This window comes from Candidatus Neomarinimicrobiota bacterium (assembly GCA_030743815.1).
Taxonomy (GTDB): domain Bacteria; phylum Fidelibacterota; class Marinisomatia; order Marinisomatales; family S15-B10; genus UBA2146.
Genome location: JASLRT010000023.1, coordinates 19,298 through 39,993, shown reverse-complemented (window position 1 = coordinate 39,993; position 20,696 = coordinate 19,298). Strand labels below are relative to the sequence as shown.

Sequence of the window (20,696 nt, the reverse complement as noted above, 5' to 3'; positions counted from 1 at the left end):
AATGTCAGAAGCTATTATTGAGTTGAGAGTCAAGCTCTCAGTGACCTTATTCCTCATAGTAATCTTTTTAGCGATTGGTTGCGTTCCGCCTGCTTCCGAAGTGGATGAAGAAGCTATGGTAGAGAGAGAACCGGTCGATGAAATAAAGTGTCTGCAGATGTTAAGCAGTGCTGCTGAGTACTATAAAAACAAGGACTGGGCATCAACAGTACGCGTCTATGAGGAATTGGTGAACGTCGGCTGTGATAAGGGGAGTGAGGAAGAAGTATATCAGTATTGGGCAATTGCATACGAGTACCTTGGAAAGTTCGACAGTTCAGAGTACGTCCTGCTTCAGGGTTTGAAGTCACTGCCCGAAAACCTGAACCTCCATAACAGACTTGCCTATGCCTACAAGCGGATTGGCAACAAGGAAAAAGAGATATTTGAATATGAGAGAATTAGTGACATGACGCCTGATGACCCCGAACCGATGAAGAGTCTGAGCGACCTCTATGGCGAAGTGGGCCGGTACGATGACCAAATCTACATTCTCAAAAAGATCCTGGCGATCGAACCAGATAATAAGGATGCCCAGGGCGATCTGGCACGAGCATACGAGACGACGGGGAAAGATCCCATTGATATTTACAGGCAGCGGTTTGCTGACAATCCGGAAAACCTATCGTTCGGTCTGGATCTTGCTGATCAGCTCATGAGGGCGGGAGAGTACAGCGAGGCGGTGAAAGTCCTGTCGCGCCTGAGAGACTCAGGCAGCGGAAACGGTTCTGTCTCAACCAAGCTTATCTTGAACAAGCTGACAGATGCACACTATAAAGCGGACGAACTGGAGGAAGCATCAAAAGCCAGCGAAAAGCTGTTTGAACTGGATAGACGCGATTTTAAAACAGCCTTGGAAGTGACCCAAATAAACATTGAGCTGATGAACTTTGGCAAGGCCCTCTGGTGGGCTGAGGAAGCCATAAAAATTGCTCCCGATAATGGTGAAACCTATGGACACAAAGGTTTAGTCTATTATCGTGCTTTTCAGGAGTGCAGGGCAGATTATCCTTCCAAGGATGATAAGATTGTTGCGCGCCTCGCCTTCGGCTATTTCCAGACCAGTGAAGAGAAGGGGCATAACCGCTTCAAGAGAGATCGTAAATATCTTGAGGATAATAGCGATGATCTCATGTTTGGCAGTGAGGAGTGGTTCTTTCTTGAGGAGAAAGAGAAGAAGAAAGGCTCAATCAAGCCGACAGGTGAATGTTACAGCTGGGTAAAGGAATCGGTCAAGAAAGACCCCTCTTGGAAGTAAGAGTTCATCTTTCTCTTCGAAAAAGCTGATATGAAGCGTAATGTGAGTGCTGGATTCTGTCCGGCATTTTTATTAGGCGAAGATATTTTGCATTTCTGTTGATTGAGATTATAACTGGGATTGGAATCAATGGCAGGTAGTTTTTACGAAAATCTGAAGCATAGCGACCCCGATGTTTATGATTCGGTTCAGCGCGAAACTGACCGGGAGCACAAGACACTTGAATTAATTGCTTCGGAGAATTTTGTCAGTTATGCTGTGTTGGAGGCGGCCGGCGGTGTTATGACCAACAAATACGCGGAAGGGTATCCGGGGCGGCGCTACTACGGCGGTTGTGAATGGGTCGACGTGGCGGAAGATATCGCGCGGGATCGGGTCAAGAAACTTTTTGACGCTGAATATGCCAATGTGCAGCCGCATTCCGGATCCCAGGCCAATATGGCCGCCTATTTTACTTTCCTGAAACCGGGTGATGTTATCATGGGTCTCGACCTTTCACACGGTGGTCATCTCACCCACGGAAGCCCCGTCAATTTTTCGGGGCGACTGTTCGATGTAGTCTCCTATCAGGTGGAGAAGGAGTCCGGCCGAGTTGATTTTGACAAACTCCTCAAGAACGCGAAACAGGAAAAACCGAAACTCATTATTTGCGGAGGGAGCGCCTATCCGCGAAACATCGAATTTGAGAAATACCGCGAAGTTGCTGATGCGGTGGGCGCTTTTTTGCTGGCGGACATTGCCCATCCGGCGGGGCTCGTTGCCACAGGAATTCATCCCAGCCCGTGGCCGTACTGTCATGTGGTGACGTCCACAACCCACAAAACCCTCCGAGGTCCGAGAGGTGGACTGATCCTTATGGGTAAGGATTGGGAGAACACGTGGGGAATGGTGGCACCCAAATCGGGAAGGGTGAAGATGGTGTCGGAACTGATCGATTCCAACGTGATGCCGGGGATTCAGGGAGGCCCGCTCATGCATATCATAGCGGCTAAAGCTGTGGCTTTCGGGGAAGCTCTGCAGCCGGAGTTCCGCGACTACTGTGCACAGATCGTGAAGAATGCGAAAACGATGGCTGAAACACTGCTCCAGCTCGATTTCAAACTGGTGAGCGGTGGCACTGACACGCACGTGATACTCGTTGATCTCACAGATAAGAATATCACTGGCAAGGCAGCTGAAAAATCTCTCGAGACGGCAGGTATCACCGTGAATAAGAATATGGTACCGTATGATGAGAGAAGTCCCATGGTTACCAGCGGCATCCGAGTAGGAACGCCGGCGATAACTACGAGAAGGATGGGAGTGGATGAAATGCAGCAGATCGCCAAAATGATCGGCCGGATCATCTCTGCTCCCGATGATAGTGCAGTGCAGTTGACTATACGGCAGGAGGTGAAGGAACTGACCGGTCGATTTCCTCTCTATCCCGATCTCAGGACATAACTGATCTTCCGGGTATCATGCCACAACCGACTCACCACCAGCTAAATCAGACCGTGAGACTGATCCTACTTTCCTCACTACTTCTTTTTACCTCCAGCTGTTCCCTGATAAAGAACGCCGCGATAGCAAGCCTGATGAACTCGTTTGGCGGTATCGATAAGATCTACCTGACAGAGAATGATCCGGAACTCGTAAGAGAGTCGATGCCGACAAATCTCAAGCTGATGGAGTTGATGATCCAGCAGTCGCCTGACAATGCAGACCTTCTCCTTTCGACTTCTCAGGCATTCACGATATACGGCTATGCATTCGTGATGCGTGATGCGGAACTGGCAATGTCAGTTGATGTCCAGGAATCGATGCGTATTACGAGACGAGCAAGGAAACTGTTACGGCGGGCTAAGGGGTATGCCTTTCGTGCACTGGAAGTCAAGTACCCCGGTTTTTCGGACGCGTACAATGCTGAGCCTGAGAAGACACTGTTAAAGGTAGGAAAGGAAAATGTCCCTCTGCTATATTGGACAGCCGCCGCCTGGGGAAGCCTTATCTCCGCCTCGAAAGATGTTCCCGCCGCTATTATTGAACTACCTAACGTCGGCTATCTCCTCGAGCGCGCACTGGCACTGGATGAGAGTTTTGACAATGGAGCACTTCATGAGCTAATGTTCTCTTACGCATTAAGTCGCCCCGGTGGAGGGAGTGACGCTGAAGTTGAGGCGATAGCCCACTATGAGAGGGCTCTGGAACTATCGCAAGGAAAACGTGCCTCTGTCTTTGTCTCTTACGCTGAGTCAATTTGTGTGACGAAGCAGGATAGGGGACAGTTTATCTCTTTGCTGGATCGCGCTCTGGCTATAGATGTGGACGAAGATCCATCGTCACGATTGGCTAACATTCTGACCCAAGAACGCGCACGCTGGTTGAAGGGACGGGTTGATGAGCTGTTCTTCTGATATCTTGCGACGCACCGTTCTACTGCTTCTGTTCCTTCTGATACCTTGGACAGCGCAGGGAAAAAAAATCATTGTTAAGATGGCTACCCTTGCACCGGACGGTTCCTTATGGCACCAGCTTCTGATAGACATGGGTCACAGATGGCATGAAGCGACGGATGGGAATGTCGTTCTCCGAATCTATCCCGGCGGTATCGCAGGAGATGAGAGAGACATGATCCGGAAGATAAGGATCGGTCAGATACACGCCGCCGCAGTCACTATTGAAGGACTTACCGAAATCTCGAGGGATATGAATGTTTTTTACATCCCCATGCTAGTCGATTCTTTTGAGGATCTCGACACTATACGTCAAGCGCTTTCACCACAGCTCTTCGCTGCATTGAAAAAAGGTGGTTTCAGAGTCTTGAGCTGGGCGGATATCGGCTGGGCCTATTGGTTTACCAAAGAGCCTATAATGGTGCCGAAAGAATTAAGGAAGTTGCGCATTTTTACCTGGGCGGGCGACTACTATACCGCTGAACTGTGGAAAACGGCAGGATTTCACCCTGTGCCGCTTTCGTCTGTTGATATTCTGCCATCGCTTCAGACGGGCATCATCGACGCTTTTTCTACAACGCCTTTGGCGGCACTGTCATTTCAATGGTTTTCTCTGGCACCCAACATGCTGGATCTGAAATGGGGCCCTATCATCGGCGCCATCATTCTCAGCGACAGAATCTGGAATTCCATACCGCCGGAATATCACGAAGACATTGTGAGGATTGGTGCTGAAGTCGAAAGTGAAGCGAGAAGTCTCGTTCCTGAAGTGGAAAATGCTCTGGCAGTAATGGGCGAACACGGTCTGATCGTGAATCATCTGAAATTGGAAGAAAGAGAACAGTGGGTCCAATTGACGACTTCTTTCTATCCCCACATTCGGGGGACTTTGGTCCCCGAAGATATATTCGATCGCGCTATCGAGCTGAAGAATGAACTAAAGGAAACTAAGGCGCTTCAAAGCGGAGAGAAATGAAGAACAGCGAACGTTCCTCGCAATTCTGGTCCAAGACCGTCGGACATTGGGAAGACGTTCTTGCCATGGCCGCCCTTCTGGCGATGGCTTTTCTCCCCTCTATTGAGGCTGTGACGCGCCTTTTCAGAATTCAAGGCGTTCCTGGATCAGCCGTTATTGTACAGCATATGACGCTCTGGATCGGGTTTCTGGGTGCCATTCTAGCGGCGCGACGTGGGAAATTGCTATCGTTGACCAAACCAGTTGAAGTGCCGGAGGAAGCGCCCGGCGGACCGAAGTACTGGTTTGCAAAGACGGTCACGATCACGGTGACTGTTCTCTTGGCGTGGGCCAGTTTCCAGATGGTTCGCGTGGAGGCATCCTATCCTAGAGACGTTCTTCCCGGGGTCCCGATTTGGGTGATACAATCCATTATGCCGCTCGGTTTCTTTCTCATCGGGCTCGAAATCTTCAAGGCGAGCAGGAAAGACATGATGTGGCGGGCGCTCATGATTTTTGTGGTGATCGTCATAGGGGCAATTGGGCTCGGTGAATCGCTGCGCATCTCCTTCGTAGTTTGGGGCGGTGTCATTGCGCTCCTCACAGCGATCGTGTTTGGTGCACCTCTGTTCATAGGACTTGGAGGACTTGCTGTTCTTTTCTTCTGGAACGACGCGGTCCCTATTGCGGCCATCCCCGTCGAAATGTACAGGATTGTCGTCTCTCCCACACTGCCGACTATTCCGCTCTTTACACTGGCAGGATATATTTTGGCTGAAAGCGGTGCCTCGAAACGGATGATTGAAGTTTTCCGTCACTGGTTTGGCTGGATGCCCGGCGGCACGCCCGTAATGGTAACAGTGCTGTGCGGATTCTTTACTACCCTTACCGGTGGTTCTGGGGTGACTATTCTCGCCCTCGGCGGTCTCCTTCTGCCTATGCTCCGCGCCGAGAATTATTCTATGAGATTCTCCATCGGCCTGATCACTGTTTCGGGATCCCTCGGACTTCTGTTTCCACCGAGTCTGCCAGCTATCATTTATGGTGTTACAGCCGGTGTTGCTATAAACAAAATCTTTCTGGCGGGTATTTTACCGGGGACGCTTCTGGTGGCTGTCGTGGCGGCCTGGGGCGTCAGGCAAGGATTTAAATCCGGTGTTAAGCGTAAGCCTTTTGAGGCCAGAAAAGCCTTTGTAGCGCTGTGGCGGGCGAAGTGGGAAGTGGCGATTCCGTTTATGATCCTTGTAGGTATATTTGGCGGATTTACGACGCTGGTTGAAGTGGCCGCATTCACGGTGGTTTACGTCTTATTCGTGGAGACTATCATCTATAAGGATGTCAAACTCAACGACATCCCGGGAGTGATCGTCGATTGTGCAACCTTGGTAGGCGGTGTACTAATTATTCTGGGCGTAGCCATGGGCCTCACCAACTATCTCGTAGATGCTCAGGTGCCTCTCATTGCACTCGATTGGGTAAAGGAGAATATTCAGAGCAAGTATGTCTTTCTCCTGACGCTCAATATTCTCCTCTTAATCGTCGGGTGCCTCATGGACATCTTTTCAGCCATTATTGTCGTCGTACCGCTCATCGAACCGATGGGCGTCCATTTTGGGATCGATCCGGTTCATATGGCGGTTATTTTTCTGGCTAATCTTGAGTTGGGTTATCTAACGCCTCCGGTAGGGATGAATTTGTTCCTCTCTGCCTATAGATTTGATAAGTCGATGCCGGAGGTGTATACGGCAACTCTCCCCTTTTTCATAATCCTGTTGATCGCTGTATTAGCTATCACCTATATACCGGCTATATCGCTGAGTCTGGTGGGGGGGATGTGACGAAAATGTCAGCTGCCTTTCAGAATTATGTTAATGAAATCGCAAGTGGCAAAATTCTATTTCTTGATAAATGGATGTCGCGAAGATATATTCGCCGCACATTAACCGACGGTATCTTGACGGAACTGAATGAGATGAAGCGAGTTTAACGGTTTGTTCATGAAGAGGCAATTTACCTCAATATTGGTGGTTTTGACTGTTTTGACGGGTAACCTTTCAGCCGTCAGCGAAGCAGGCGCCCTGTTTCTGCTGATTTCACCGGGAGCACGCGCGGGCGGTATGGGAGAAGCTCAGGTAGCAGTGGCTAATGATGCTTACGCCAGTTATTGGAATCCCGCCGGGCTGGCATTCCTGCAGAAAAGTGAAATCGCCCTCATGCACGTAAACTGGCTCCCCAATCTCGTATCCGACATGTACTATGAGTTTATGGCGTTCCGGCATCACGTCCCTAATCTCGGGACTCTTGGAGGCCACATTATCTTCCTCAATCTTGGAGAGCAGACACGTACCGATGAACAGGGAGAAAACCTCGGTACCTTTACGAGTTTCATGTTTGCGGCTACCGGATCTTACGGAGCTTTTATCTCCAGGAATACGGCCATCGGGCTGAACGTGAAGATTCTGCATCAGAAACTTGCCGAAATAGGCGCCGGTGCTGAAAAGGGCAAGGGTGTTACAACAGATTTTGCGTTTGATTTTGCGCTATTGAAGCAGTCTCTCTGGTCTACCCGCATGGATCTTGGAATGACCGTAACAAACATCGGACCCAGGATCTCTTTTATTGATGAAGCGCAGGCCGATCCGATGCCGACAAACTTTACTTTGGGTCTGAATTACCGCCTCGTTGATACTGAGTTCAACAAATTGAATTTTGTCATGGATATCGATAAAATGCTGGTGGCATCCTACCCGGATATGGATTGGGACAGCGATGGCAAAGTTGGCTACTTCGATAAAGATGGAACCTACATTGGACCGAGCGGGGAGTATAATGAAAAAGGTCAGAGAGAGATTGCTCATACTGACCCGATCTATCTCGGCATCTTTACCTCTTGGCTTGACGATTGGCTTTTGGGTGGCGACATCGACAGGCCCGGAAAGAACGGCACGACAGATGGCAAGATCGGCGGTTATACTCAGGATAGCGATGGCAACTGGACGGCGACTAACGTCGAATGGAGCGATGCCGCCTACGGTAAATATAACGATGCTGGCGAATTGGAAGTTGGTTCAGGCAAGCAGAGAAGTTTCCGGAGTGAGTTGGATGAACTGGTTATTAACCTTGGAGCCGAATACTGGTATTCAAGGTACTTTGCCCTGAGAGCGGGATACTACTACGATAAGACCGGCAAGATCAGTAATCCTACATTCGGTATCGGACTCCGCGTGGGGAGATATGGCTTTGACGCCGGATTCACTCTGGGTGAGCCCGGCCATCCGCTCACAAATACGATGCGGTTTTCCCTTAACATGGAGTTCTGACAGGATCTCTGACAATGGTGATGAAGTCCTGTGATCCGTGATTACAGGACTTTTTTGTAAATAGTCTTGAAACGATCAGCTCTCTGTTTTTTTCTTCTCTCTCCCCTCTTTGCACAACTTGTTCTGACGCACGATGAGGTGAAGATTCTTGCACTCCGCGTTTCGTTTCCACAAGATAACAGTATTAGTTCGACGGGCGACGGTCGATTTCTTGAGGTCCTGTCGGGCGATGGCTGCGGCGGCTACACCATAGATCCGCCGCCTCACAATAGAGACTATTTTCACGCCCAGATCGAAGCGGTGGACAACTACTTCAGAAATGTCTCTCGTGGCAGATTCGGTATCGATCTCGACGGCTCCAAAATCATGCCGCAAGATCCGGAAGGGAGCTATGAAATGAGCATGATGCTGAGTGAGTATCATCCGTATGCTGGGGAAGAGTTACAGGATGAACAGATGGCTGAGTTTTTCCGCGAAGCTGTAGAGCTGGCCTATGAAAAAGATGAGGTAGATTATGATGCTTATGATCTGTTGGTCATTTTTCACGCCGGTATCGGGCAGGATTTTTCGCTGCCGTTCCTTGATCCGACACCGGAAGATATACCGTCGACATACATAGATGCCGAATTTCTGCAGCAACAACTCAGCGTTGATAAAATCACCTTGCCTGATGGAAGTTCAGTTTCTTCCGGTATCATCCTGCCTGAAACACAAAACCATCTTTTATACGACATCGCTGAAGAGGTTTTTTTCGGTGTCGATGAGCCGTGCGATTACCAGTTCGGCCTCACGGGTACGTTTGCACTCATGATGGGCTTCGCCATCGGTTTGCCGCCCCTCTGGGAGATTGAGAAAGGCGTCGCAGGCGTTGGAGTTTTTGCGCTTATGGATCAGGGTTCCAACAACGGTCGCGGCCTCATTCCAGCGCCGCCCGATCCGTGGACGCGAATCTGGGCTGGGTGGGAAACAACAACAACTGTCACGCCCGGAACGGTTGTAGAATTGCTGTCACGGGATGCTGCGGCAGACAAGATCGTTCGGGCAGAGATTAACGGTTCCGAGTACTTTCTCATCGAGAACCGCAATAACTGGGTTTCTGGTGCGGCAGATGTTGATTCGCTGCGATGGAAGAATAGAGACGCGGATAATATCATGCCACCATACGCCGAAATTCTGTTGGATTCGGTTAATATAGGGATAGATGAAACCAGTGGAGTCATTGCGAAAATCCCGGATTATGACATCGGTCTTCCCGCTTCGGGACTTCTTATTTGGCATATCGATGAATCGAAAATCGCGCAAGGGCTTGGAAGCTATGCCGTGAACATCGACCGGGATCACCGGGGCATTGACCTGGAAGAGGCCGATGGTGCGCAGGACATTGGTTATCCGTCTCTGTTTATCTTCACCGACCCCTCCATCGGTCTCTGGTCGGATATGTGGTTTGACGGGAATTCCCAGTACACTCTCGCCAACCCCGCCTTTGCCGATCAGCCGCCGTCCTTCGGTCCGGACACTTATCCCAACACACGCGCCAACAACGGCGCCGACTCCTTTATCGAAATCAACAACATTGCCGTAGCAGGGAAGACGATGACTTTTTCCGTGGAGAATTCTCTCGTGACCGACGGATTTCCTGACTCTTCGCTTGGCATCCAATTCTTCTATGACTTTGACGGAGACGGTCAGCGGGAGATCATCGGTGGTAAAGATTCGTTGTGGTGGTCTGGGGCGGACTCGATCGTCACAGGAGCATTTCACAAGCTCCACGGTAAAGACTTTCAACTCTGCATCACCAACGACGAAGTGAGTCCCCATCTGGTGGCGCTGGAAGATTTGGGTGATTCGCTCCATCTGCACCTTTTTTCGCCCGCAGCCGGTGGCGAGGGAGGCTTCGACTTGCTTTGGACGCAGACAGTCCACGATACCATGCCGGGATTGCTGTACGGTTTTGCTGATGAAGATGAACTTGTGCTTGAATATTATGATGAACAACTCGTCAACAGAAAATCAATACACATGACTGAGGATTCTGTATGGACGATTGTGGAAGACGTAATAGATGTGACGCAGCCTTTTCGCCGTGTAGCGTGGGAGTTATCTTATCAAGATGACGGAAGCAGTCCAATCTCGGGGATTGCGAGTGTTCATCGGGACTACGGTCTCCACTATTCATCTGAGGATGGGGAAGGTCAAACCGGGTTCCAGATGATTCTGTTCAATTCGTTAGGTATAGTGGATATAGACTTAGACGGCCGATTAGAATTTCTGGCCACAGACACAGATGGTACTGCCTATGTCATCAATAGCAACATGACACATGAATTCGGCTTTCCTCTCGATCTCCATGCCACATCCGCCGTGCTGGCGCGGGACCTCTTCGGTGATGCTCATCCCGAAATTGTGCTGCAAGTAGAAGGGGGCGATATCGTCGTTGTGGATTGGGGCGGGAGAGAACGGTATCGGCTCTCCAACAGCAAGGAGAGCGAGTTGAGGATGGTGACCGAATTCAAGGGGAAGAGTGCCGTTGTTGCCGAATCAGTCATCTGGCAGTTTGATGATGCTGCGGAGACCAGCGGAAACGAGTGGCCCATGGACCTCGGCAGTCCCACGCACAGCGCTGAGTTTGTCGCTACATTCCCGTCACCTCGCCAGCCCGCTGCCACTCTGATGGACAACAATCGTACCTACAACTATCCAAATCCGGTACAGGAAGGGTCAACAACGATTCGCGTCTTTGTGGAATCGGCGGAGAAGGTGGAGATTCGCATCTACGATGTGGCCGGATTCTTTGTGGAGAAGCTAACGATGGATGACCTGGTTCAGGGGGAAGTCAATGAAATTGTCTGGGATGTACAGACAGTTGAAAGCGGTCTCTACTTTGCTAATGTGGAAGCTACACAAGGCGCCAAGTCCGAGAAAAAAATTCTGAAGATATCAGTCATCCATTGACCGATGTTTGACAAATGAAATCTCAGTCAGCTACGTTTATGTCCAAAAAGCTTCCCCAAACATTTCGTATGATCCTCGTATTCCATCTCGTTTCTTTAACTGGTGTCACTGGTCAGATCAGTTACAACCATCCCGAGTTGAAATGGCAATCCTTCGAGACCGCTCACTTTCAGGTACACTTTCACGATGGAACAGAACGAACCGCCCGCGAGGGAGCCTTTGTCGCTGAAGCAATCTATCCTCACATAACAGAACTGTATCAATACGAACCGCCCCAGAAAACGCACCTCATTTTCCTGGATACCGATGACTATTCCAACGGGATCACATATTTCTACGACAATAAGATCGAGATCTGGGCGTCGCCTATGGACCTAGAGTTTAGAGGTTCACATCGGTGGCTTCAAAACGTCATCACGCACGAATTCACTCACATTGTATCGATACAGAAAGCGATGAAATTTGGCGGCAAGATTCCAGCGGGATATTTGCAGTGGATTGGGTATGAAAAGGAAAAAAGGGAAGACGTTCTCTACGGCTATCCTTACACCGTCGTTTCTTATCCTGTAGCGGGCACAACGGTCCCTCCTTGGCTGGCGGAGGGCGTTGCTCAGTACATGTACATGGGTGCCACCTACGATTTCTGGGATACCCACAGGGACATGATCCTGCGGGACCGGGTGCTGAACGACAAACTTCTCACCCTTACTGAAATGAGTACCTTCGGCAAGCCGGGGATTGGCAATGAATCGACCTACAATGCTGGATTTGCTCTCGTGCGGTATATAGTCTACAAGTACGGCGAGGACGCTCTCAGACAGATCACCTCCGGTCTGTCCGATCCCCTCAAGATTTCGGTTGACTCGGCCATTGAGAGCGCAACAGGTGTTTCGGCTGAGCGGTTGTATATCGATTTTGAAAGTACCCTTATAGAGCGCTACAGCATTCTGGCGCGGGAACTTGAGGAAACTGAGGTTAAAGGAACGGTTCTTGTAGAAGACGGCACCATAAACATCCATCCTGTCTGGTCGCCGGATGGTGAACATTTCGCGTATCTTTCGAACAGTAATCACGATTATATATCGCAAACAGATCTCTTTATCTATTCATTCGACGACGGTACTTCGGAAAGGATTGCCAGAGGCGTCCTTTCATCACCGGACTGGAAATCGACCGGTGACATCATATACTATACGAAAAAATCGAAGCACAATCGTCACGGTTCGCGCTGGTTTGATCTGTATGAATATTCTATTGAAGATGAGAAAGAAACGAGAATCACAAAGGGGGCGAGGGCCTTTTCGGCTGTTGTGCTTGAAGGAGACAGTCTGATTGCATATCTGGCAGCCCGGGACGGTACGCACAACATTTCTCTCATCAACTTGAACACAGAAGAATCTGTCCAGTTAACAGATTTCAAGGATGGCAGACAGGTTTTCAGCCTCGCCTACGATCCGGGGCGGAACTGGCTCATGTTTGACTATCTGCAGAATCATTTCCGCAATACCGCTTATCTCGGTCTGTCGGATACCACCTTCTTCGATCTCGTATCCATCCCCGAATGGGACGAGCGAGACATTGTAAAAGGACCCGGTGATACACTGATCTATGCCAGCGACAAGAGCGGCATCTTTAATCTGTTCATGCTCAATCCGGCGAACGGTCAACAGGGATATATCACTAATGTCCGCGGCGGCGCATTCATGCCGGACATGGATGTCAAAGGGAGGGTACTTTATTCTCTCTACGAAGACGGCCGATTTCGCATTGCGCTACTCGACTCTCTAAATTTAATAGATGAGAATAGAGTAGGCTACGACCCTGACCATTTCCAGAAATTCAACGGTTTACCGCCATCGATAACAGATGTGGATTCGTCGCAGGTTATGGCCTACAGTGACAACTTTTCGCCCATGTTCTTGTTCCCGAAAATGATGATGGACTACGGCATGCCCAAGCTGGGACTCTATTTTATGAACAGCGAAATACTCAACCGTTTGAACGTTTTTGGTGGGGTATCGGCAAATTTCGTACGTGATCTCGATATGTTCCTCCTTTTCGAGTTGCGGACTTTCTATCCTACACTCTATACCGATGTATTTTTCTTAACACGCCACATCTCAGACCGGTCAAAATTGATGGACGTGTACGGCTTTGATGCGGATATTCGCTATCGCCTGTTCCAGATCGAGAGCGGGGCGAAATTCCCTGTTATGGGAAGCAACGAGATTAAATTTTACGGCTCCTACCAGAATTATCGGGCCAGCTCTGTCTGGTGGGTGAATCAGGAGAACCTTTCGGGCAAGTCGGGTGTGGACTATTACGTTGGCCAACATTTTGGGTTGGCCTGGAAAACGGATGTATTCAGACCTACAGTGGATCAGGACATCAATCCCAGTAACGGCTATCATTTCGATCTGGATATAAGGCATGAAAAGAATCGATTCTTCAATGCGAATGAATCGCTCTTCCAACTTATCTACGATCGATCCAGTTTCCTGAGGTATTCAGCAAACGGCCGGATACACGCTACCGTCCCGCGAACAGAGCGGTGGACAGTTTCGGGAGAGATATCCCTCGGCTGGATGACGGAGACAGCGGTCGATTCATTTTTTAATTTCTTTGCGGGCGGTATGCCGGGATTACGCGGTTATCCATTCTATGCTATAGAAGGCAATAGAATGGCTGTGGCATCACTGATGTTTCGTATGCCTCTTGTGCGCCAAAGACATATCGCCTTTGGCCCCTTCATCCTTCAAAATGTTGTTGTGGGATCAGTCGTACAGATGGGCGATGCTTGGGACGGTTCACAATCCGAACCGGTTGCGAAACGGTCAGTGGGAGTGCAAATTCGATTGGGTGGGTTTTCGTTCTACAACTATCCCACAGGAATTGGCGTGGAAATCCACAGAGGATTGGATAAATTTTCGTTTATGAACCACCGATATGGGGGTGAGTTAAGAACATATTTCACCCTGCTTTTCGGCTTTTAATCATGAACATCCAATTAACTAACGTCGCGCTACCACTCCTGGTCTTGTTAACATTTGCTTCAGCAGGATCTGGACTGCTGGAATACCGTCCGCGTTATCACGGGAGCTTTCTTTTCCAGCAAGAGGTACTTCCTGATACAACTGAACAGGATTCTTCCGTTGTAAAGTACCCTGCCCGTGGACTGGTGATGTCGTTGGCTGTGCCGGGACTGGGACAGCTCTATGCAGGATCAAAGAAGAAGACCGCACTGTTCGCTGTACTGGAACTGGCGGGGTGGGCTACGTGGCGGCAGATGGACATTCGCGGGGAAGATCAACTGTCGGAGTATCAAGACTTTGCTGATATACACTGGGATCTCTATCAGTGGTGGCAAAGGACTTCCCTGCTCACATCGAAATTTGCTGATGTGGCATGCCATGGAACGCATCACTTGCGGATACTCCTGCCCGGAGAAGCTGTTGTGACTTCTGACTCCTTATGCTCGGGCTGGATCGAGGGAGCAACGGTGATTGCCAATCACGAGTTTTATGAGAATATCGGTAAGTATGATCAATTCGTGGCGGGCTGGGACGATCTTTTTGATGAGAACGGCAATCAGGCGTGGTGGGAAAAAGAGAAATCGGTTGGAGACAGCGTTGAAATTTTGGTCATGACTGAAAGGCGAGATAAGTATCTGTCCATGCGTCAGGAATATAATCGCCTGCTGCAAGTGGCGAGCTACGCCGTAAGCGCTATTATGTTCAATCATCTGGTTTCAGGGATCGATGCTTTTCGGGAAACAAATCGGAGATGGAGTTCGCTCGAGATCAAGACGTCTATGGGATTGATGTTTTCACCTGTGGCGAGAAGAGGTGTCGGCGGTATTGCGCTGGCTGTAAGCTGGTAGATATTATCGATATTTAACACATTCTCTGATATGCGCCGTATAGCTGATCTATCCTTCATTTTGTGTTTGGGTATGTTTCTGGGATGTTCACGTTCCCAGGTGGACTTGGCAGTTGACGATGTAGACGAGCGGTTCGAAAAAGGTAAAATGTATCTGGAAAAAAAGAAGTACTATCGCGCCCAGCAGGAGTTCGAATATGTGTTGATGCGAGGAAGACATACTGATCTGGGAGATGATGCTCAGTTCTACCTTGGGGAATCGTATTATCTCAATAAGGAATATCTGCTCGCCATCTCAGAGTACGATCGACTGGTCAGGCAAATGACTTACAGTCCTTTCGTTCACAAGAGCAGGTATCGTATCTGTCAGAGTTATATCAAGAAATCTCCAAAATATTTCCATGATCAGGATTACACCATAAAAGCGATTAATAAGTTGCAGGAATTTATTGAAGATTATCCAGAGTCTGAGTTTCGCGACGAGGTAGCCGAATCGTCAGAGTTTCTGAGAGCAAAACTTGCCCGCAAGGCATACGAATCAGCAGTGCTATATACCAAGATGGAGGAGTATGAGTCGGCTATTCGCTACTATACTGATCTGTTGACATCCTACTACGATACGGACTATGCCGACCGCGCGCGTCTGGGAATCGTTGAAATACATCTGAAAGTTGGTGAAATTCATGAGGCAGAGGAGTTCATCTCGGAAAATGAAAACAAATTCAGAGATGAGGAAACTCTGCGGCAGGCAAGATCTCTACTGGAAGAGAAAAAAACAGATATAAAGAGCGGAGGAAAGACGTGAGAATTTGTCTTTTCGGCGGAACCTTTGATCCTCCTCATATAGGTCATCTCATTATCGCTGAGACGATCAAGGAGTCCGAACGGTTTGACAAGATGATTTTTGTGCCAGCATTCCATCCGCCGCACAAGAATGACTCCAATCTTTCGTCCATTGAGGATCGACTGGAAATGTTGAGACTCTCGGTGAGTCATGATGAAACTTTTGAACTTTCCGATATCGAGATTGAACGGGGAGGAATTTCTTACACAATTGATACTATACTTGAGCTCAAATCGCGTTACAGTCTCACCAAGCGAGACATTTACTTTCTGATGGGTAGCGATTCGCTTCTCCAGTTTCACATATGGAAAGATCACCTCGCGATTCTTAAAGAGTGTCGTGTTCTGGTGGCGATACGACCCGGTTTCCGCTCCAGCAGGATTGCACCAGATATTATGGCGCAAATCCGGTTTGCCAATATGCCTCAGTTTGAAATTTCCTCATCCCAGATAAGACGCAAAGCTCGGAGCGGACAGACAATCCGTTATATGGTCTTGGATCCTGTCTGGAAGTATATCCAGGAAAAGGGTCTTTACGAGTGAAATATTCTTTTCAGATCGTGGTACTTCTATCGAGAACCCGCACGATGCTTATGATAGTTGAAATGCTACCCCCTGAATGGATCATCAGTGAACTGCCATAAGGCTAAGTGACGCTGCATCTCTTTAGTGAATTGATTGGAAAAAGGGAATCATGGAAATTCTAAAAGATGTACTCATTCTTCTGGTCTCCTTCGTAGTGATCGGGAAAGGAGCCGGCTGGCTTGTGGATGCAGCTGCCAGGGTTGCCAAACATTTCGGAATTTCAGAATTGGTGATTGGGTTGACAATAGTAGCTCTTGGAACTTCAGCGCCAGAATTTGGTGTGACGATTCTGGCGGCTCTGCGGGGAATGGGTGATATTTCTGTTGGCAATATTGTAGGTTCAAACATATTCAATCTTGGATTTATACTTGGGGGTACTGCAATTATCCACAACCTTAAAACGAGCAGGATTGTCATCCGGAGGGACGGCTTCTTCTTGTTATTTGGTGCGTTACTGTTATCCGTTTTTCTATGGGACTTGACTCTAAGCAGAATAGAAGGCGTAATCCTGTTTACTTTACTTGTGCTCTATTTGATCCAACTGTACGTGAAAAAACAACCTTTAGAAACTGAGTTGCCAAGTCACGAGATGTATTGGTGGGATCCTGTAGTGCTGCTATTGGGACTGATAATGGTTCTAACTGGAGCCCACTTTCTGGTTGAGTCTGCCGTTAATCTTGCAAGGTTAGTAGGAGTCTCAGAATGGGTAATCGGGGCTACCATCGTTGCTGCGGGAACTTCGGCTCCTGAATTCGCTACATCATTAGCAGCCGCTCTCAAATCGCGCTACAGCATGTCAGTCGGTAACCTCATCGGGAGTGATATTTTTAACCTGTTTGGCGTTCTTGGAGTGGCGGGAATCCTGAGAGATCTTCCTGTCGGCGTAGAAGCCAGAGTGAATCTGGTGATTTTATCGATGATGGTTGCAATTGTGTTACTGTTCATGCGCACAGGGTGGGTTGTCTCCCGCAAGGAAGGAGTGATACTGGTGTTGATTGGTTTGTTGCGGTGGATCTATAGTTTTTCCTGATAAAAACTCTTGCTTGATGATTGTATCATGTTCGTAGTTCAATTGTATTGAAAAGACGGCAGAGGAGATTTTGATATCTTACATTTCCCCAATTTTAAACTGTGTTTATACTAGAAGAATATGTACTGATCTGATGTGGTGGCCAATATGATAAAGTTTGAAAGTGTCACCTGTAAATTTGTTAGCGGTTCTGGTATCGAAAAAACCAGTTTCGAGGTAGATCCAGGGGAGTTCGTCTGCATTATAGGTCCTACAGGTGCCGGCAAGACTACACTTTTGCGTCTTATCTACATGGATATTTTTCCTGAGAAAGGGAAAGTGACAGTAAATGAATTCAGTTCAGTTAAGATAAAGCGCAGGCGTATTCCGTACCTGAGGAGAAAGGTAGGAATGGTGTTCCAGGAATTCGAGCTACTTGAGGACCGCAGCGTTTATGAAAATGTTGCCATTCCACTACATGTAATCGGATTAAGCATCAAGGAGATTAGACCACGAGTCACCAGCGTTCTGGAAGAGCTGGGGATCGCCGACAAGAGTCATCACTTGCCGTCAGAATTATCTGGCGGCGAGCAACAAATTGTTTCACTGGCGCGGGCTATCGTGAAAAAGCCGATTGTAGTTCTGGCGGATGAGCCAACAGGTAATCTCGATCCGGCCGCATCGCTTAAGATCGTAAAGCTCCTGGAGCAGATCAACGAGGATGGAACAGCTGTTCTTATGGCGACACATGACTATAGTCTTGTGAAAGATCGCGGCCACCGTTTCATCGAAGTAGTTCAAGGACGTGTTGCAGCGTGATCGATAAAATCCTTTATTTGATTGCGGAAGGATTCCGTAGCCTGTGGCGCGCCCGACTGACGGCAGTTGCATCCATCACGGCCATCGGGGTCTCCATGAGCTTCGTCGGTTTTGGTGCCATTATCGGTCAAAACTTTTCTGACCTTATCGAGTTTGCCAGATCTCAATACAGGTTTGAAGTATTCTTTTCGCCTCTCATTTCCGATTCTGAAGCAAAAAAAACCGTTGATAATATCATGGAGATTGAGCGCGTTAAGTCAGCAAGGCTGATCACTAAACAGGAAGCATCGGAAATCTTTGAGAGCGAGTTTGGCGAAAACATATACGACTTGCTGCAAGAGAATCCGCTGCCTGCCAGCTGTGTGGTAAAGCTTGAGGAAGAGGGCGAAGAGAGGCTTCGCGTAAGTCCGATCATCAGACAGATACGTGCCATGCCAGATGTGTCGGATGTGCGCTATCAGGGTCGCATCATTTCACTCGTTGAACAATACTACCAGGGATTCTTTGCCGTGGTGACGGCTCTGGCTGTAGTTGTCCTGTTAGGGACAGTTCTTCTGATATCGAACACCATTCGTCTCACTATCTACTCCAGGCGTGATTTGATCAGAATACTTAAGCTGGTTGGTGCAACCGATCGTTTCATCCGCTTTCCTTTTTTGGTTGAGGGGATTATCGAAGGGGTTCTGGGAGCGTTTCTGGCGAGTGCGGTTGCTTACGGTTTCGTCCACGCCGGAAACTATTTTCTATCCCTGTTTGTTAGATATCGCCTGATGTGGGATATGAAGATAGTGGCAATTCTGGTGGTGGTTGTCGTCTTTTTCGCTATTGCCGGCAGCCTGAGATCTGTGCGAAAGTTTCTGGTGTGAGCTGTGAAAAACAGGCATGATGTTCATCTTGATTCTCCTTCAGGAAGAGATTAACTTAATATACTATACTCGAGTTGAAAAATGACAGAAAATATCCCTGATAAAGTGCCTACAGATCGCGAGCGTGATATTCTTAAGCTCGTGGTGGAAGACTATATCCAGACAGCCTCTCCGGTACCTTCAAAGCGTCTGAAGGACAGGTTCAACATTGCGCTAAGTCCAGCCTCTATCCGCAATACGCTGCATGCTCTTGAGGAGACAGGGTTCTTGAATCATTTGCATACATCCTCCGGACGTGTACCTACCGATTATGGCTACAGGTTCTACGTGGATGAACTGATCGATCTTATTTCAGGCCCTGAAAATATTAAGAGCAGGATGATGGAAGAGCTTTCCATAGTCGCTCTGAATGTTGATGAGATTCTGCAGGTAACTGCGAATGCCCTGGCTCAGATAAGCAATCTCTTCGGTTTCGCATACCTTTCATCTAACAGAAATGCAAAATTGACCGATCTTGATCTGGTATCTCTCAGTTCCGGGCATGTTTTGCTGATTCTGGGATTTCAGTCCGATCAGATTAAAACAGTTGTGCTGAATGTGGCCGTCGAGGTACGTGATTCTCTCATGGAAACCGTTTCCTCGGTGTTGCGGGAACGTCTGCTGGGTTTGACAATTAAGGAGATAAGGCAGACAATTGCGGAGAGGCTTAAGGATCAGGACATCTTTAGCAATGAGATTGTACAAGTTATCATCGATAACGTAGAGGTCTACTTTTCAACTTCGACCACTAATACTGTTTGCACTTCACAGAAAGATTATCTGCTCCAGAATCCTGAGTTCAGCGAACCCCGGGAAATGCAGTCAATCGTGACAGCTCTTGATAATGAATCACTTCTTGTTCAATCAATGCCCGTCACTGATACCACTGGTGAGGCCGAGGTGGTCATAGGTTCTGAGAACCGATCAGCTGCTTTTAGGGACTGTTCTGTAGTTGCCGGGACATTTGAGCACGGTGAACTGATGGGCAGGCTCGGTATAATCGGGCCGACACGTATGTCATACAAAGATGCCCAGTTGCTGGTGAATACGTTCATTTCAATTGTTATGGATGTATATGATGGCTAAAAAGGGAAAGACGAAAAAAGAGGTTAAAGAGGAAAAAGACAGATCTGCTGAGCCAAATGGCGAAGCGAAGACGACTAAGTCCGTCGAAGACGGTGTTACGGAGCTTGAAGATCAGATTAAGGAGCTTGCGCTGGCATCAGCTGAACTGGAAGATCGGCACCTTCGTCTGAGAGCTGAGTTCGACAACTACCGAAAGAGGAAAGAGAGGGAATTCAGCCGCCTGTTGCAATATCAGGGGGAAGAAGTGATCAAATCGTTACTGCCTGTAATCGATGATATCGAGAGGGTGGTTAATTCAGGTAACGGTGGCGAGGAACAGAATCTTGATTCGGTACTTGAGGGGATAAACCTGATTCTGGCAAAGTTCAGGCGGCGGCTCTCCCGTAACGGTGTGGAACCTTTCGAGTCCGTTGGTGAGGAGTTTGATCCCGAGCTCCACGAGGCTATGATGACAGAAAATTCAGACGAGCACGATGAGAACATAATCCTGCAGGAATTTGAGAAAGGTTACCGCTACAAAGACAGAGTGATCCGTCACGCGAAAGTGATAGTCAACGCAACATCCGTTGCGGAAGAGGAAAAAGAAGACAAGACAAAGGAAGCGAAATAGC

Annotated in this window: 16 protein-coding genes; all 16 read left to right on the top strand. The window is 48.5% G+C overall.

Annotated features, from left to right (window positions below; translation table 11 throughout):
- Position 1: 1 nt before the first annotated feature.
- The 16 genes from QF669_02085 to grpE all read left to right on the top strand — a co-directional run bounded on the left by QF669_02085 (position 2) and on the right by grpE (position 20,695).
- Complete coding sequence (locus QF669_02085; GenBank protein MDP6456235.1) at positions 2-1,297, top strand: hypothetical protein; 1,296 nt, start codon at positions 2-4, stop codon at positions 1,295-1,297.
- Positions 1,298-1,426: 129 nt separating this feature from the next.
- Complete coding sequence (gene glyA / locus QF669_02080; GenBank protein MDP6456234.1) at positions 1,427-2,740, top strand: serine hydroxymethyltransferase; 1,314 nt, start codon at positions 1,427-1,429, stop codon at positions 2,738-2,740.
- Between the two features lie 134 nt (positions 2,741-2,874).
- Complete coding sequence (locus tag QF669_02075) at positions 2,875-3,693, top strand: TRAP transporter TatT component family protein (protein MDP6456233.1); 819 nt, start codon at positions 2,875-2,877, stop codon at positions 3,691-3,693.
- Positions 3,677-4,708, top strand: coding sequence for a TRAP transporter substrate-binding protein DctP (dctP, locus tag QF669_02070; protein MDP6456232.1), 1,032 nt, complete (start codon positions 3,677-3,679; stop codon positions 4,706-4,708). The genes QF669_02075 and dctP overlap by 17 nt, the downstream gene beginning before the upstream one ends.
- A complete protein-coding gene (locus QF669_02065) occupies positions 4,705-6,525 on the top strand; it encodes a TRAP transporter large permease subunit (protein MDP6456231.1) in 1,821 nt (606 codons plus the stop codon). The genes dctP and QF669_02065 overlap by 4 nt, the downstream gene beginning before the upstream one ends.
- Positions 6,526-6,684: 159 nt before the next feature.
- Positions 6,685-8,007, top strand: coding sequence for a PorV/PorQ family protein (locus tag QF669_02060; protein MDP6456230.1), 1,323 nt, complete (start codon positions 6,685-6,687; stop codon positions 8,005-8,007).
- A gap of 66 nt (positions 8,008-8,073) precedes the next feature.
- A complete protein-coding gene (locus QF669_02055) occupies positions 8,074-10,959 on the top strand; it encodes a T9SS type A sorting domain-containing protein (GenBank protein MDP6456229.1) in 2,886 nt (961 codons plus the stop codon).
- Between the two features lie 14 nt (positions 10,960-10,973).
- Positions 10,974-13,952: a BamA/TamA family outer membrane protein gene (locus tag QF669_02050; protein ID MDP6456228.1), complete on the top strand. Its 2,979-nt coding sequence runs from the start codon at positions 10,974-10,976 to the stop codon at positions 13,950-13,952.
- Between the two features lie 2 nt (positions 13,953-13,954).
- The gene (locus QF669_02045) at positions 13,955-14,839 is read left to right on the top strand and encodes a hypothetical protein (GenBank protein ID MDP6456227.1); all 885 of its coding nucleotides are present in this window, start codon (positions 13,955-13,957) and stop codon (positions 14,837-14,839) included.
- Between the two features lie 30 nt (positions 14,840-14,869).
- The gene (gene bamD / locus QF669_02040) at positions 14,870-15,643 is read left to right on the top strand and encodes an outer membrane protein assembly factor BamD (GenBank protein ID MDP6456226.1); all 774 of its coding nucleotides are present in this window, start codon (positions 14,870-14,872) and stop codon (positions 15,641-15,643) included.
- Positions 15,640-16,224, top strand: coding sequence for a nicotinate-nucleotide adenylyltransferase (gene nadD, locus QF669_02035; protein MDP6456225.1), 585 nt, complete (start codon positions 15,640-15,642; stop codon positions 16,222-16,224). The genes bamD and nadD overlap by 4 nt, the downstream gene beginning before the upstream one ends.
- 151 nt (positions 16,225-16,375) lie before the next feature.
- Entirely contained in the window at positions 16,376-17,296 is a 921-nt protein-coding gene (locus QF669_02030) for a calcium/sodium antiporter (protein MDP6456224.1), read from the top strand.
- A 147-nt stretch (positions 17,297-17,443) separates the two neighbouring features.
- On the top strand, positions 17,444-18,094 hold the full coding sequence (locus tag QF669_02025; protein MDP6456223.1) for an ATP-binding cassette domain-containing protein: 651 nt from the start codon (positions 17,444-17,446) through the stop codon (positions 18,092-18,094).
- Positions 18,091-18,960 (top strand): permease-like cell division protein FtsX, encoded by an 870-nt coding sequence (locus QF669_02020; protein MDP6456222.1) that lies wholly within the window; start codon positions 18,091-18,093, stop codon positions 18,958-18,960. The genes QF669_02025 and QF669_02020 overlap by 4 nt, the downstream gene beginning before the upstream one ends.
- An 81-nt stretch (positions 18,961-19,041) precedes the next feature.
- Complete coding sequence (gene hrcA, locus QF669_02015; GenBank protein MDP6456221.1) at positions 19,042-20,085, top strand: heat-inducible transcriptional repressor HrcA; 1,044 nt, start codon at positions 19,042-19,044, stop codon at positions 20,083-20,085.
- Complete coding sequence (grpE, locus tag QF669_02010) at positions 20,075-20,695, top strand: nucleotide exchange factor GrpE (protein MDP6456220.1); 621 nt, start codon at positions 20,075-20,077, stop codon at positions 20,693-20,695. The genes hrcA and grpE overlap by 11 nt, the downstream gene beginning before the upstream one ends.
- The last annotated feature ends 1 nt before the right edge of the window (position 20,696 follow it).